Raw genomic sequence first — 12725 nt, 5'->3', positions numbered from 1 at the left:
CGGCGGCAAGACCGCCCTTTCATCGACTGGGGAAATGAGATGAGCGACACGCGCCACACCAAGGTTCTGATCATCGGGTCCGGCCCGGCAGGCTACACCGCCGGTGTCTACGCCAGCCGCGCCATGCTGGAGCCGATTCTGGTTCAGGGCATTGAGCCAGGCGGCCAGCTGACCACGACTACCGAGGTAGAGAACTGGCCTGGCGACACCGAGGTTCAGGGCCCGGATCTGATGGTGCGGATGCAGGAGCACGCCAAGACGATGGGCTGCGAGATCATCGGGGACATCATCACCGATCTCGACACCACCTCGCGCCCATTCGTGGCCAAGGGTGACAGCGGCACCGTCTACACCGCCGATGCGGTCATTCTGGCAACCGGCGCGCGCGCCAAATGGCTCGGCCTGCCGTCCGAGGAGAAGTTCAAGGGCTTTGGCGTCTCCGCCTGCGCGACCTGCGATGGTTTCTTCTATCGCGGCCAGGAGATTGTGGTGATCGGTGGCGGCAATACCGCTGTGGAAGAGGCGCTGTTCCTGACCAATTTCGCCTCCAAGGTGACGCTGATCCACCGCCGCGACGAGCTGCGCGCAGAGAAAATTCTGCAAGACCGCCTGATGAAGAACGAGAAGATTGAGCCGCTGTGGTTCCACCAGCTGGAAGAGGTGATCGGCACCGAGAACCCGCTGGGCGTCGAGGGCGTGCGGGTGAAGAACGTGAAGACCGGCGAAATCACCGAAATCTCCTGCAAGGGCGTCTTTGTCGCCATCGGCCATGCGCCTGCCAATGAATTGGTCAAGGACGTGCTGGAAACCCACAATGGCGGCTATGTGAAGGTAACGCCCGGCACCACCGAAACCTCCATCCCCGGCATTTTTGCCGCTGGTGACCTGACCGATCACAAATATCGTCAGGCGGTGACCTCCGCCGGCATGGGCTGCATGGCGGCGCTGGATGCCGAACGCTTCCTCGCAGAGCAGGAGTGAGCGCGGTGGCGCATGATTTCGACACCCAGAAGGCCGAGACATTCTCGGCCTTCTCCGATTTGCAGGCCGAGGGTGACCTGCCGTTTGAGGCGGATCTTGATCTGTTCTTTGTCGCTGAAGAGGCCAAGGACTGGATGCCCCTTGCCGAGGCACTGGCCGATCTGGGCTTTTATACCCAATGGGCAGAGGCCGAGGGCGATGATCCCGCCACATTGATCGCGACGATGCCCGAACAGATCCTGTCCGCATCAGCGATCTGGATGGTCGAAGAGGTCGCAACCCGGACTGCACTTGACCATGGGTTTCGGCCAGACGGCTGGGGATTTGCCGAGGATTGAGCCCAAGGCAGCCCCGGCTGCCAGACCCCTGTCCCGGCCCGCCGGAGACAACAGACCGCCCGTTCCGCTTGCGTTGCAATAGGGGAACGGCGGTCTTTTTCACGAAACTCAAAAGGGTTTTGACTTTGCTGCGACTGCAAAGCATGACATGTGTTCACCCGTGAACACACTTTGAGTCGACCCGATGCCATCCCGATCCACACCACTCAGCCATGAGGACGAAGACCTGCTCTTTCGTATCCTCAGCCAGCTCGACAAGGCGCCAGACGCCTCGCAGCGGACCACGGCGACGGCTGTCGGGATATCACTTGGGCGGCTCAATGCACATCTACGCGCAGCCGCAGAAGCCGGTCTTGTCAAGGTCAGCCATCGCGCAGGTCCCGACAAACGTCAACGCTTCGCCTATGCGCTTACCACCCGAGGTGCTGCCGAAAAAATCCGGCTCACCGATCAGTTTCTCGCCCGCAAGTTCGCCGAATACGACGCGCTTCACGCTGAACTCACTGGGACCACCAGTGGCCTCGTCCCCTTCAAGTACAGGACCAAGTTGATGCAGAATAATCTTGCCCCCATCCCGGAGCTTTATGTCTCCTATGACTCCGCCCAAAAGCTGAAGGTCGAAGCCGCAGAGCTGAAGAGCCATGACCTGAGCCCGCGCCAGATCTGCGATCTGGAGCTGCTGATGAACGGCGGCTTCAACCCGCTGAAAGGGTTTCTGAGCGAAGCAGACTACAACGGCGTTGTCGAAAACATGCGCCTTGCGGACGGCACCCTCTGGCCGATGCCGATCACGCTGGATGTGTCCGAGGATTTTGCCGCATCGCTGGAAATCGGCGAAGACATCGCCCTGCGCGATCAGGAAGGTGTCATCCTTGGCACCATGACCGTGACCGATCGCTGGGAGCCGAACAAATCGCGCGAAGCCGAAAAGGTGTTCGGCGCCGATGATGACGCCCATCCGGCGGTCAACTACCTGCATAACACCGCAGGCAAGATCTATCTGGGCGGCCCGGTGACCGGCATCCAGCAGCCCGTCCACTATGATTTCCGCGGACGTCGCGACACTCCGAACGAGCTGCGCGCCTATTTCCGCAAACTGGGCTGGCGCCGCATCGTGGCCTTCCAGACTCGCAACCCGCTGCACCGGGCACATCAGGAACTGACCTTCCGCGCTGCGCGCGAGGCACAGGCCAACCTGTTGATCCACCCGGTTGTCGGCATGACCAAACCGGGCGACGTCGATCATTTCACCCGCGTACGCTGCTATGAGGCGGTGCTGGACAAGTATCCGGCGGCCACCACATCCATGTCGCTCTTGAACCTGGCAATGCGTATGGCCGGCCCGCGCGAGGCGGTCTGGCACGGGCTGATCCGCAAAAACCACGGCTGCACCCATTTCATCGTTGGTCGCGATCACGCAGGCCCCGGCAAGAACTCCGCCGGTGAAGATTTCTACGGCCCCTATGATGCGCAGGATCTGTTCCGCGAGCATCAGGAAGAAATCGGCATCGAAATGGTCGACTTCAAACACATGGTCTATGTGCAGGAACGCGCCCAATACGAACCCAACGACGAGATTGAAGATCGCGACAATGTCACCATCCTGAACATCTCCGGCACCGAACTGCGCCGCCGCCTGCAAGAAGGCCTGGAGATCCCCGAGTGGTTCTCCTTCCCCGAGGTTGTGAATGAGCTGCGCAAGACCAAGCCGCCACGTTCCAAGCAGGGCTTCACCGTATTCTTCACCGGGTTCTCCGGCTCCGGCAAATCCACCATTGCAAATGCTCTGATGGTCAAGCTGATGGAAATGGGTGGCCGTCCGGTGACGCTGCTCGATGGCGACATCGTGCGGAAAAACCTCAGCTCCGAGCTGGGCTTCTCGAAAGAGCACCGCGACCTCAACATCCGCCGCATCGGCTATGTGGCCTCCGAGATCACCAAGAACGGCGGCATCGCCATCTGCGCGCCGATCGCGCCTTATGCCACTACCCGCCGCGCCGTGCGTGAGGATGTGGAGCAGTTCGGTGCTTTCCTGGAGGTGCATGTCGCGACCTCGATCGAGGAATGCGAGCGCCGCGACCGCAAGGGTCTCTACAAGTTGGCTCGTGAAGGAAAGATCAAGGAATTCACAGGGATTTCCGATCCCTATGATGTCCCCGTTGATCCGGAGCTGCGTGTCGAGACCGAGAATGTCGACGTCGACAACTGCGCCCATCAGGTTCTGCTGAAGCTGGAGAACATGGGGCTGATCGCAGGCTGATCCACCCGCAAGACTGACAGAAGGCCGCCCGATCGGGCGGCCTTTTTCGACTCAAACATGGGGTTAAAGGCTGGCCCGAAGCGCCTCCGCCGCGCGGCGCTCAATACTGCCATATCGCGCAGCCTCCGGCTTAAGCGCCCTGAGCGTCGGCAGCCGCGCCGTGTAATCATCCTGCGATATCATCGCGATGGCCGCGCGTATCTCTTCGCCGGTCGAGCAGATCATCATTCCGGCAGGATCAAAGAAATCGCTGATATTCGGGCAGCCCCAATAGATCGGCACCGTTTCGCAGAGAACCGCGTCGATGAGCTTCTCCGAAAAATAATTCCGTTCGCGGACATTCTCGATCACCACACTATAGCGGTAGGGCGCCAGCCCGTCGGATTTTGTCTCAAACGGCTGGTATCCACGCCCGAGGATGGCCACCTCGGGCGTGCTGCGCCTCAGATGTTCGACCACGTCATGGCGCAGCTTGTGGCCCGGATGGTCCCGCTTGGCTGAGGCGATGATCGAAAGATCGGCACGTTTTTCTATCGCCAGCTCCTGCCACTCAGGCACCCATGTGGTGCCGAAGGGCAGGAAAAGCCCGTTGCCAATGCCTGCCAGCAAGTCCTCATTATAGCTGAACACCCGAAAGAACCGCCGCCAGGTCCAGGGCAGCAGCCGGTGGTGCAACGACGACATGATTTTGGGCTCCATCACCATCATGGAGATCCCCGCACGACAGGGCCAGCGCCCCGGCAGGTGCATTCCGGTTTTTGCCCAGACAATCAGATGGTCTTGCGCTGCAAGATCCGAGACCCGCCCGCCGATCAGATCGCCGGGGCAACCGAACGGCCAGTGCAGGCCTGCAAGCTCGCGATTGGCAAAGGCCCGGTTCAGCTTTGCCCCATAGGGCACCACCGCAATGGCAGGCTCGCGCGTCACAGTCCGCCCTCTGTCAGCCGAGGTCTGGCAGATCTACGGTGCCGCGCATCAGAACATAGCCCCGGCCCGCCACCCGCACGCCCTCAATCGCATCCGCCGGGCCAACCCGCGTCACCACAGCCTGACCGGGACGGCCAAGGCCATGTCCCTGCTCGGCGATGAAACGGTCGGACTCCATCAGACCGCGGTGCCACAGATAGGCGGCCATGGCGCCGGTCGCCGAGCCTGTAAATGGATCCTCCGGCGGGCTCGGCGGGGCCATCAGCAGCCGCGAGAATGTGTCCCCCTCGGCGGTGGCACCGCTCAAGGTCACCAGAAACGGTTCCATCATGTCGATACCGTCGGCACCCATTGCCGCCCCCAGCCGGGCCAGCGCCGGCACATCCAGCGTCGCGGCCTCAAGCGCGGCACGGTCCCGCAACACCGTGATACAGAACGGCAATCCGGTCGACACCCGCTGCGGTCGGCCAACAATCGCCTCCACCGGCAGCGAAACCGCCGCCGCGACCAGCTGCGGATCGGCAAAGGCGCCGAATTCTGGCGCGATCTGGGTCATTTCAATGAGATCATCCGCCATGCTCACCCGCACCAGACCGGCTCCGGTCTCCAGCGTGATCGCATCGCCCTCCATCAGGCCACGGTCGCGCAAGGCTGCCACGGTGGCAATAGTCGGATGGCCTGCAAAAGGGATCTCGCGGCTGGCGAGGAAATAGCGCACCCGCACATCGGCAACCTGTGACGGGCCGGTGAAGGTGCATTCCACCAGCGAGGTCTCGCGCACATAGGCCATGCAGATCTCTTCGCTCAGCCCGGCGCCGCCATGGACCACTGCGCAGCCGTTGCCACCAAAGGCCCGGCCCGAAAAGGCATCTACCCAGTCAAAATCGTATCGCAATGTACCCTCCCCGGCGTGATCACGGTCCTGCGTCAGCAAGATCACGCCGCACGCGGCATCGCAAGCGGATTTGGGTCCGGAGTTGCCGCCTGCCCCTTTGATTGCACCTGCGCGCAGCGCCTGCCGGACAGCCTGAGAGCCCCGCCGCAGCTGTTGCCCGCCCAACAAAAAGGGCGCCATGGATATGGCGCCCGATCCGCTTGCAATCACCTGCGCGGGCGTTGCTCACGCCGTGCGGCAATATCCATTAGTGCACCGGCACCGGCGCATAATCATGCTGCCGCGCCAGAACAAAGGCCATTTTCCGGTCGCTGACCAGGGCCAGCTGTTCACCGGCGGCATCATGCACCGCATAGAGGTGGCTGCGCCCGGCGGCACCGGCCTGAACCTCCGCAGGGAGATCCGCGACATCAACCGCCTTGACATAGACAATGCGGCTGTCGGCATCGTTGAACTGATAGGCTGTATGCATCTGTCTTACCCCTTCTTAATATTGATCGTCTGAACCACGGTTTCGGGCCGCGATCGGGTCAGGTCGACATGCAAGAGGCCATTTTCCATAATGGCCTCCCCCACCTCGACCCCATCCGCCAGCACAAACATGCGCTGAAACTGCCGCGCGGCAATGCCCCGGTGCAAAAACACCCGGCCATCGCTGTCATCGCTCTGGCGTCCCCGGATGACCAGTTGACGGTCCTCGACGGTGATCGCCAGATCCGCCTCGCCGAAGCCGGCCACCGCCAGCGTGATGCGATAGGAATGATCTGAGGTTTGTTCGATATTATAGGGAGGATAGCCCTCGTTCCCGGATTTGGCCGAGCGTTCCAACAGGCGTTCCAGCTGCTCAAATCCCAACATATGCGGATACGAGCCAAGTGTGAGTTTAGACACGGGTTTCGTCCTTGATTCTAAAGCGACGTATGGTGACGGCCCCATTATGGCGACCGCTTCCCTAAGAATATGGATGTTTTATCTGTTTTCACAAGCCCAAGGCACCGCGGCGCTGGCGCAAAAGCCTCTAAAAGCGTAATATTCGCCAAAGATTAACCCGCCAGCCGACGAGTCGCCAATGAACGCACCAACCGATATCTCCATGAAAACCGACGATGTTTTACAGGTGGAGCTGGAGGTATTTCGCAGGCAACACCGCGATCTGGACGAAGCAATCGTGGCCCTGCAGGAGCGCGGGACCAGCGATCAGCTGACCATTCAGCGATTGAAGAAGCAGAAGCTGATCCTGAAAGACAAGATTGCCTTGATCGAAGACCGGCTGACACCGGATATCATCGCCTGATCCCCCATCCAGCCAACGCGCCCGACAGCTCCAATGCCGCATTGCGCGATGCACAGGGTTCTCTATAGTGCGCGCTTCCTCCAACCCAGCGGGTTCGCAGGCCCGCGGCATGACAGGATCCGAGCCTATGCCAGAGCATACCGCCGACATCAAAGTGGGCATCATCATGGGCAGTCAGTCCGACTGGCCAACCATGAAAGAAGCCGCCACCCTCCTCGACGAACTGGGCGTGCCTTATGAGGCCAAGATCGTCTCGGCCCATCGCACCCCGGACCGGCTGTGGAGCTATGGCAAATCTGCCGCCGAACGTGGTCTGCAGGTGATCATCGCAGGCGCCGGCGGGGCCGCCCACCTCCCCGGTATGGTCGCGTCGAAAACCCGCGTTCCGGTGGTTGGTGTGCCGGTTCAGACCCGCGCTCTCTCTGGTGTTGATTCGCTTTATTCCATCGTGCAGATGCCCAAGGGCTTCCCGGTTGCGACCATGGCCATCGGCGCCGCCGGTGCAGCAAATGCCGGATTGATGGCCGCCGGAATTCTGGCCTTGCAGGATCCCGAACTTGCCCAGCGTCTCGACGACTGGCGCGCGGCTCTTTCCGCTTCGATCCCAGAGGAACCGGTTGATGACTGATCGTTTGAACACAGGCGCCACCATCGGCATTCTCGGTGGTGGCCAGCTGGGCCGCATGTTGTCGGTCGCCGCCTCCCGCCTCGGCTTTCGCACGCATATCTTCGAGCCGAGTGCAAATCCCCCGGCCGCAGATGTCGCCCATAAGGTGACAACCGCGAGCTATGAGGACGCGGACGCGCTGGCAGGCTTTGCCGCCTCTGTTGATGTGATCACCTATGAGTTCGAGAACATCCCGACGTCGGCGCTGGACCTGCTGGAACAGCACAAACCCATCCGCCCCGGCCGTGAGGCCCTGCGGATCAGCCAGGACCGGTTGACCGAAAAGACCTTTCTGCAGGATCTCGGCCTGAGCACCGCAGCTTTTGCCGATATTGCCGATCAGGCCAGCCTCGACGCGGCGCTGGCAACAATCGGCACCCCTTCGATCCTGAAAACACGCCGCTTCGGTTATGACGGCAAGGGGCAGGCCCGGATCAAGGCGCCTGATGACGCAGCCACCGCGCTGAGCGAGATGGGAGGCGCCCCTTCGATCCTGGAAGGGTTTGTCACCTTCAGCCATGAGATTTCAGTGATCGCCGCGCGCGGCGTCAGCGGCGAGATCGCCTGTTTTGATCCCGGTGAGAATGTTCACCGCGACGGCATTCTTCATACAACGACAGTGCCCGCGCGCCTCAGCGCCGGACAGCGTATGGACGCGGTCCTGATGGCAGGCAAGATCCTGAACGCGCTGGAATATGTGGGCGTCCTCGGGGTCGAACTCTTTGTCACGCCACAGGGGTTGATCGTGAATGAAATCGCTCCCCGGGTGCATAATTCCGGCCATTGGACGCAGAATGGCTGCGCCGTGGATCAGTTTGAACAACACATCCGCGCAATTGTTGGCTGGAGCCTTGGCGACGGGCAGCGCCACAGCGATGTGGTGATGGAGAACCTGATCGGTGCCGATGTGGACCGGATCCCTGAGCTGGCTCAGGAAACCCGCTGCGCCATCCATCTCTACGGCAAGACCGAAGCCAAGCCGGGCCGCAAGATGGGCCATGTGAACCGGGTGCTACTGCCACAGACCTGACCAATTGGGGCTCTGCCCCAAACCCCGGGATATTTTGAGCCAGAAGATGGCGGCAGGGCAGTAAAAGCGGCCCCGCCGGTTTTACGCGCCGCAAAGAGGGCCATCCGGCCTGATGCGCGGCGCTCCCCTCCCGGCGACGCGGCGGATCTGTCAGGCCAGAAAGCGGCCTGCCACATCGCCGTTCATATAGCTGACCCTGCCGCCCGAAAGCGTGGCTGCAACACCACCCTGGGCGTCAAGGATCACGAGATCGGCGCGTTGTCCGGGCCTTAGCTCTCCGCGATCCTCCAGCCCGAGGATACGCGCCGGGCCTGCTGACACCAGCCTCCAGGCTGAGGCAAAATCCAGAACACCGGTTTTCTCAAGCATCAGAGCCGCCCGGCGCGGACTGGGGTAGTGATAGTCGGAGGCGAGCGCATCGCAGAGCCCCATGGCGATCAGATCAAGCGCCGAGGCATTGCCCTTGTGCGAGCCTCCGCGCACCACATTGGGTGAGCCGAGGATGACAGGGTCGCCCGCTGATGTCGCGGCCTCTGCGGCCTCCATTGTTTCGGGAAACTCGGAGATCCGCGCGCCGCGGTGGCGCCAGGTGATGCGGTCATCCGCTGTATGGTCATCATGGCTGCCCAAACAGACGCCTGCGGCCTGAAGCTTTGCGGCCAGCTGATCCAGCGCCGCGGGCACTTCGGGTCTGCGGGCATGCATCTGCTGCAACATCTGCCAGTGAACCTCCGGATTACGCCCAGCCTTGAGCGCCTGGCCGGTCAACCGCGGGGGCTTTTTTCCTTGCGCAAGCCGGTCATGAGGTAGGTGATCGTTGAAGACGACATAGGGGACCTGCCACCCCGCGATCAGTGCCGGCAGATCATCGTAGGCCTCCAGCAGGTGGATTTCAAACCGCAGCTGCGGAATCAGATCGGTAACGACACGGGGTTTTGCGGATTTGATCCCTTCAAAGACCTGATCTGCAAAGTCGGGACCGCGCAGCCCCCCCTCCCAGGAGTAGAACTGGGCAAGAACACCGGTTGTGATGCCGTTTGCCGCCAGTTCTGCCTCTGCGGCGATCACCCCTTCGACCATCTGTTTCATGGCACCGCGCCGGGGCGCGAGGTGACGTTCGAACCCATCGCCGTGACAGTCAACGATCCCCGGAAGGATCCGATATCCGGTCAGGTCAATCTGCCGCCCCGCCCGCTCGGCCTGGATCCGACCTGCTGCCAGCGCCAGCACGCCACCGCGCTCCATCCCGTCCGGGCGCAGTACATCTGCACCGGTCAATGTAAGTTCAAGCGTGCTCATGGCCGGGCCTCCCCTTGCAGCTGATCCCCATCGGCGCTGCACCGACCACCGGCACAGGCCTCCTCTATTTCACCCGTGATGGACTCAAACCATGTCAGATCGGGGTCAAAGCGCCCCCTGTCGAGGAAATGCAACGCCTGCGCAATAACCTGCGGATTATTCATCATGAAAGTATGGGTCACGGGCAACACGATGTGATCCGCCATGCCCTCCAGATATGTGCTCAGCACCGACACCTTGCCGTCATCCGGCCCCGGAATGATGGCCGAAAACACCGGGTTGAGCGAGAAGCGCCCGGCGATGACCCCAACCGGGAAACTGGCAGCAGGCAGCTGGTTGGGCAGGCTGTCTTCGCCGGTTCCCAGCTGCAGCCCCGCAGGCCCGTTCAACAGGCCAAAGACCTCCCAGTCGCCCAGTTCGTCCACCAATTCGCTGCCGTGGTTGGGAGGAGCCAGCATAACCACCCGCCCCAGCGCCTCTGGTCGGTTTTCCCGCAACCAGTGGCGCAGCAGGATGCCGCCCATCGAATGGGTGATAAAGTGGATCTGCTCGCCTTGTGATATCTGCTCCGCACATTGCCCGACCGCATCCGGCAGCGTCTCCGCGGCAAGCACCGCCACCGGTTTGTCGGTTGACGGGTACCCGGGTGTCACGACCTTGACGCCGCGCGCCTCCAGCACCTGCCCCATAACCGCCAGCGAGATTTCGCTGCGCGCCAGACCGTGCAGCAGGATCGCGCAATCTGCACGGGCCAATCCCGGAGCAAGACACAGGATCGCGGCGACACATGCCGAAATACTGGCTAAGAAGGTGGTGGAATGTCGGGTCATTGTGCTCGCGGTCTCAAGGGGTCGTGACACCGCAGATAGGGGCATTTCACCTCAACGGAAAGAGCAGACCGCAATTCCCAGAGCCGTGACGCGGCGCCTTAGCCCTCTTTGCCCGCCGGGATGCCCGCCGCCCGCCTGCGCCCCGGCCCAGACAGGACGACGATTGCAATACCGCCCAGAACAGCGATCGCGCCAATGGTCAACTGCAGGCCAATCACCTCTCCCAGCACAACCGCACCGGCAAGGATCGCGATCACCGGCACCGACAGCTGAACCGTGGCAGCCACGGCGGCCGCAAGCTGTGGCAAGACGTGATACCAGAGCGCATAGCCAAGGCCCGAGGTTACTGCGCCGGACACAATGGCCAGCACCACGCCCCATGGAGAGATGACGATGTCCGCGCCGAAGATCAGCACCGCGGGCACCATGATCACGCTCGCCGCCGCGAAATTCACAGCCGTTGCCGCCAGTGGTGCCTTTGCGCCCCGTCCGAGCAGACTGTAGCCCGCCCATCCAAGACCGCCCAGCGCCATCAGGCATGAGGCCCCCAGCGGCGCCGCTGGCACACCGTCGGTCGGCCAGACCACCGCAGCAAGCCCGACCAGAGCAATTGCCGCGCCAGCGACCTGCCCCGGCGCGACCGGACTGCCCCGCAGCGCCCCCCACAGGAACATCGACACCTGCACCACGCCGAACAGGATCAGCGCGCCAAGCCCTGCATCCAGGTCCTCATAGGCGATGGAGAACCCGACGATATAGGTCGTAAGCGCCGCCGCCCCCCAGAAGGTCTGGCGTCGATCACGTCTCAGCGACAGCCCGCTGAGGGCACAGAGCCCAACCAGCGTGACCGCCCCGGACAGCACGCGCAAAAGGCCAAAGCTTGTAGCCTCCATATGCCCGCCTCCGATCGCCAGTCGGCTGAGGATGGAATTGGCGGCAAAGGCCACCATGGTGAGGAAGACAAGAAGAAACAGGCGCATGAACTGGCTGCTATCGTGCAAACCAACTTCGGACCAGTGATATTTTCGTGTCAGAGATCTATCTTCGACTGAACATGTGCCCCGAAGCGCCTCTAACCCTTAAAGACATTCTCCCGATGCCAGCGGAGATATGATCTGTGTGGTTTGAATGCGGGGTTCACAGGCTCAATCAATCGCCGGTCCGGCAGCAGCAAACGATCCAGCGTCGCGTCATCCACCGCCTTCTTCGCAACAAGCACCTCATTGTCGTCACTGATCGACAGAAGACCTCGGTCAAACATCCAATGCACCGTTCCCGACAGGGCCAGCCCATTGCGCACCGTGTCCGGACCAGATTCCGAAACCGGCACGATATGGGCGGCCTCGACCTCAGGCCGCCCGCCGCCATTGCGCAACTCCAACCCCGACACCGAACAGCGGCCGCCATAGTCATGTTTGACCTGTCTTGCAAAACTACGATCCCGGAAGGCCCGCTGGGACAGCAGCATTTCGCGAGGTCCATTTGGGGTTTCAAAAGCGACCTGTGCTTCGGCAAAACCAGGCTCTGCGGTGAAATCCCCGGTTCGCGGAATGGCATTCGGCTCTTCGCGCGCAGTCAGGCCGGCATTGATAATGCGCGCAAAATCCGCGTCGGAGATTAGCCGCACCGCGCTTGTGTTGCTGCCGCGCGACCGTGGCAGCCCGGTTTCATAGGGTCCCTGCCCCTCTACCCATCGGGGAACAAAATTCTCAAAGGACAGCTCACTGCCTGTGTCCAGCAGCGCATAGGCCAATGCTGGGTCCTCAGGGTCATCCTGCACCTTCAGGACACGCTGTACAGAATGGTACCCTTTACCGCCGCCGCGCCGCCCCTCATAGAAGATGACCCAGTCGCCCACGGTTTGCTCGACCCGGCTCAAATAGAGCTTCTTCGGGAAATGATACGCTTTTCCAGGCTGGTCGTCATAACCCGAATGCGAGGACTGAATAAAAACTGCTTTGACCATGGCGGAAACTTTAGGTCTTTGTTTCGAAAACGAAAAGAGAAGAGACAAGAGGCATCATCCCCTCTTTCTGGCCAAATATGCCGACGCTGCGACGCCCCCCCTCATTCACCTTTCCAAAAATACTCCCGCCGGAGGCAGGCCCGCAAGGCGGGCCTTCTCTCTCCCCGCCGAAACGAAAAGGGGCCGCCCGAAGGCAGCCCCTAATTCTTCCAGTCATCAGCGGTGGGCTTCCGGCGAA

At 61.7% G+C, this 12725-nt stretch carries 14 protein-coding genes; 6 read left to right on the top strand and 8 right to left on the bottom strand.

The window, feature by feature from the left end; all coding sequences use genetic code 11:
* Nucleotides 1-39 precede the first annotated feature (39 nt).
* From trxB to VXL81_RS14290, 3 genes are all read left to right on the top strand, one after another.
* Entirely contained in the window at nucleotides 40-981 is a 942-nt protein-coding gene (gene trxB, locus VXL81_RS14300) for a thioredoxin-disulfide reductase (RefSeq protein WP_416535007.1), read from the top strand.
* Nucleotides 982-986: 5 nt separating this feature from the next.
* Nucleotides 987-1319: a ribonuclease E inhibitor RraB gene (locus VXL81_RS14295; protein ID WP_416539132.1), complete on the top strand. Its 333-nt coding sequence runs from the start codon at nucleotides 987-989 to the stop codon at nucleotides 1317-1319.
* Nucleotides 1320-1503: 184 nt separating this feature from the next.
* The gene (locus VXL81_RS14290; RefSeq protein ID WP_416541892.1) at nucleotides 1504-3579 is read left to right on the top strand and encodes a bifunctional sulfate adenylyltransferase/adenylylsulfate kinase; all 2076 of its coding nucleotides are present in this window, start codon (nucleotides 1504-1506) and stop codon (nucleotides 3577-3579) included.
* A 63-nt stretch (nucleotides 3580-3642) separates the two neighbouring features.
* Here VXL81_RS14290 and VXL81_RS14285 read toward each other — a convergent pair whose 3' ends face one another.
* The 4 genes from VXL81_RS14285 to VXL81_RS14270 all read right to left on the bottom strand — a co-directional run bounded on the left by VXL81_RS14285 (nucleotide 3643) and on the right by VXL81_RS14270 (nucleotide 6292).
* Nucleotides 3643-4506, bottom strand: a complete 864-nt coding sequence (locus VXL81_RS14285) for a hypothetical protein (protein ID WP_416554820.1) — start codon at nucleotides 4504-4506, stop codon at nucleotides 3643-3645.
* A gap of 13 nt (nucleotides 4507-4519) precedes the next feature.
* On the bottom strand, nucleotides 4520-5401 hold the full coding sequence (locus tag VXL81_RS14280; protein ID WP_416554818.1) for a PhzF family phenazine biosynthesis protein: 882 nt from the start codon (nucleotides 5399-5401) through the stop codon (nucleotides 4520-4522).
* A gap of 247 nt (nucleotides 5402-5648) precedes the next feature.
* Nucleotides 5649-5873 carry a DUF1150 family protein gene (locus tag VXL81_RS14275; RefSeq protein WP_340546228.1) on the bottom strand — a complete coding sequence of 75 codons (225 nt, stop codon included), beginning with the start codon at nucleotides 5871-5873 and terminating at the stop codon, nucleotides 5649-5651.
* Between the two features lie 5 nt (nucleotides 5874-5878).
* Complete coding sequence (locus VXL81_RS14270; protein WP_072505182.1) at nucleotides 5879-6292, bottom strand: Hsp20 family protein; 414 nt, start codon at nucleotides 6290-6292, stop codon at nucleotides 5879-5881.
* Between the two features lie 178 nt (nucleotides 6293-6470).
* Here VXL81_RS14270 and VXL81_RS14265 point away from each other — a divergent pair, with 178 nt between their 5' ends.
* The 3 genes from VXL81_RS14265 (at nucleotide 6471) to VXL81_RS14255 (ending at nucleotide 8392) form a co-directional block, all read left to right on the top strand.
* Entirely contained in the window at nucleotides 6471-6695 is a 225-nt protein-coding gene (locus tag VXL81_RS14265; RefSeq protein WP_340546229.1) for a YdcH family protein, read from the top strand.
* Between the two features lie 127 nt (nucleotides 6696-6822).
* Entirely contained in the window at nucleotides 6823-7323 is a 501-nt protein-coding gene (gene purE, locus VXL81_RS14260) for a 5-(carboxyamino)imidazole ribonucleotide mutase (RefSeq protein WP_416554816.1), read from the top strand.
* Nucleotides 7316-8392, top strand: coding sequence for a 5-(carboxyamino)imidazole ribonucleotide synthase (locus VXL81_RS14255; RefSeq protein WP_416554814.1), 1077 nt, complete (start codon nucleotides 7316-7318; stop codon nucleotides 8390-8392). Before purE ends, VXL81_RS14255 begins: the two co-directional genes overlap by 8 nt.
* 150 nt (nucleotides 8393-8542) lie before the next feature.
* Here the strand turns inward: VXL81_RS14255 and VXL81_RS14250 are convergent, their stop codons facing one another.
* The 4 genes from VXL81_RS14250 to VXL81_RS14235 form a co-directional block, all read right to left on the bottom strand.
* Complete coding sequence (locus VXL81_RS14250) at nucleotides 8543-9691, bottom strand: alpha-D-ribose 1-methylphosphonate 5-triphosphate diphosphatase (RefSeq protein WP_416554812.1); 1149 nt, start codon at nucleotides 9689-9691, stop codon at nucleotides 8543-8545.
* Nucleotides 9688-10521 carry an esterase/lipase family protein gene (locus tag VXL81_RS14245; RefSeq protein ID WP_416554810.1) on the bottom strand — a complete coding sequence of 278 codons (834 nt, stop codon included), beginning with the start codon at nucleotides 10519-10521 and terminating at the stop codon, nucleotides 9688-9690. Before VXL81_RS14245 ends, VXL81_RS14250 begins: the two co-directional genes overlap by 4 nt.
* 98 nt (nucleotides 10522-10619) lie before the next feature.
* Nucleotides 10620-11501: a DMT family transporter gene (locus tag VXL81_RS14240; RefSeq protein ID WP_416554808.1), complete on the bottom strand. Its 882-nt coding sequence runs from the start codon at nucleotides 11499-11501 to the stop codon at nucleotides 10620-10622.
* A gap of 92 nt (nucleotides 11502-11593) precedes the next feature.
* Nucleotides 11594-12487 carry an HNH endonuclease gene (locus VXL81_RS14235; protein ID WP_416554806.1) on the bottom strand — a complete coding sequence of 298 codons (894 nt, stop codon included), beginning with the start codon at nucleotides 12485-12487 and terminating at the stop codon, nucleotides 11594-11596.
* Nucleotides 12488-12725 lie beyond the last annotated feature (238 nt).

This window comes from Phaeobacter sp. JH204B (genome assembly GCF_048055755.1).
GTDB classification, from domain to species: domain Bacteria; phylum Pseudomonadota; class Alphaproteobacteria; order Rhodobacterales; family Rhodobacteraceae; genus Phaeobacter; species Phaeobacter bryozoorum.
The sequence above is the reverse complement of the archived record's forward strand: the minus strand, read 5'-3'. Positions and strand labels throughout refer to the sequence as shown.

Coding starts and splice junctions, on each gene's coding strand:
- trxB (WP_416535007.1), top strand. CDS start 40: ATGAGCGACACGCGCCACACCAAGGTTCTGATCATCGGGTCCGGCCCG.
- VXL81_RS14275 (WP_340546228.1), bottom strand. CDS start 5,873: ATGCATACAGCCTATCAGTTCAACGATGCCGACAGCCGCATTGTCTAT.
- VXL81_RS14265 (WP_340546229.1), top strand. CDS start 6,471: ATGAACGCACCAACCGATATCTCCATGAAAACCGACGATGTTTTACAG.
- VXL81_RS14245 (WP_416554810.1), bottom strand. CDS start 10,521: ATGACCCGACATTCCACCACCTTCTTAGCCAGTATTTCGGCATGTGTC.
- VXL81_RS14235 (WP_416554806.1), bottom strand. CDS start 12,487: ATGGTCAAAGCAGTTTTTATTCAGTCCTCGCATTCGGGTTATGACGAC.
- VXL81_RS14255 (WP_416554814.1), top strand. CDS start 7,316: ATGACTGATCGTTTGAACACAGGCGCCACCATCGGCATTCTCGGTGGT.
- VXL81_RS14240 (WP_416554808.1), bottom strand. CDS start 11,501: ATGCGCCTGTTTCTTCTTGTCTTCCTCACCATGGTGGCCTTTGCCGCC.
- VXL81_RS14250 (WP_416554812.1), bottom strand. CDS start 9,691: ATGAGCACGCTTGAACTTACATTGACCGGTGCAGATGTACTGCGCCCG.
- VXL81_RS14290 (WP_416541892.1), top strand. CDS start 1,504: ATGCCATCCCGATCCACACCACTCAGCCATGAGGACGAAGACCTGCTC.
- purE (WP_416554816.1), top strand. CDS start 6,823: ATGCCAGAGCATACCGCCGACATCAAAGTGGGCATCATCATGGGCAGT.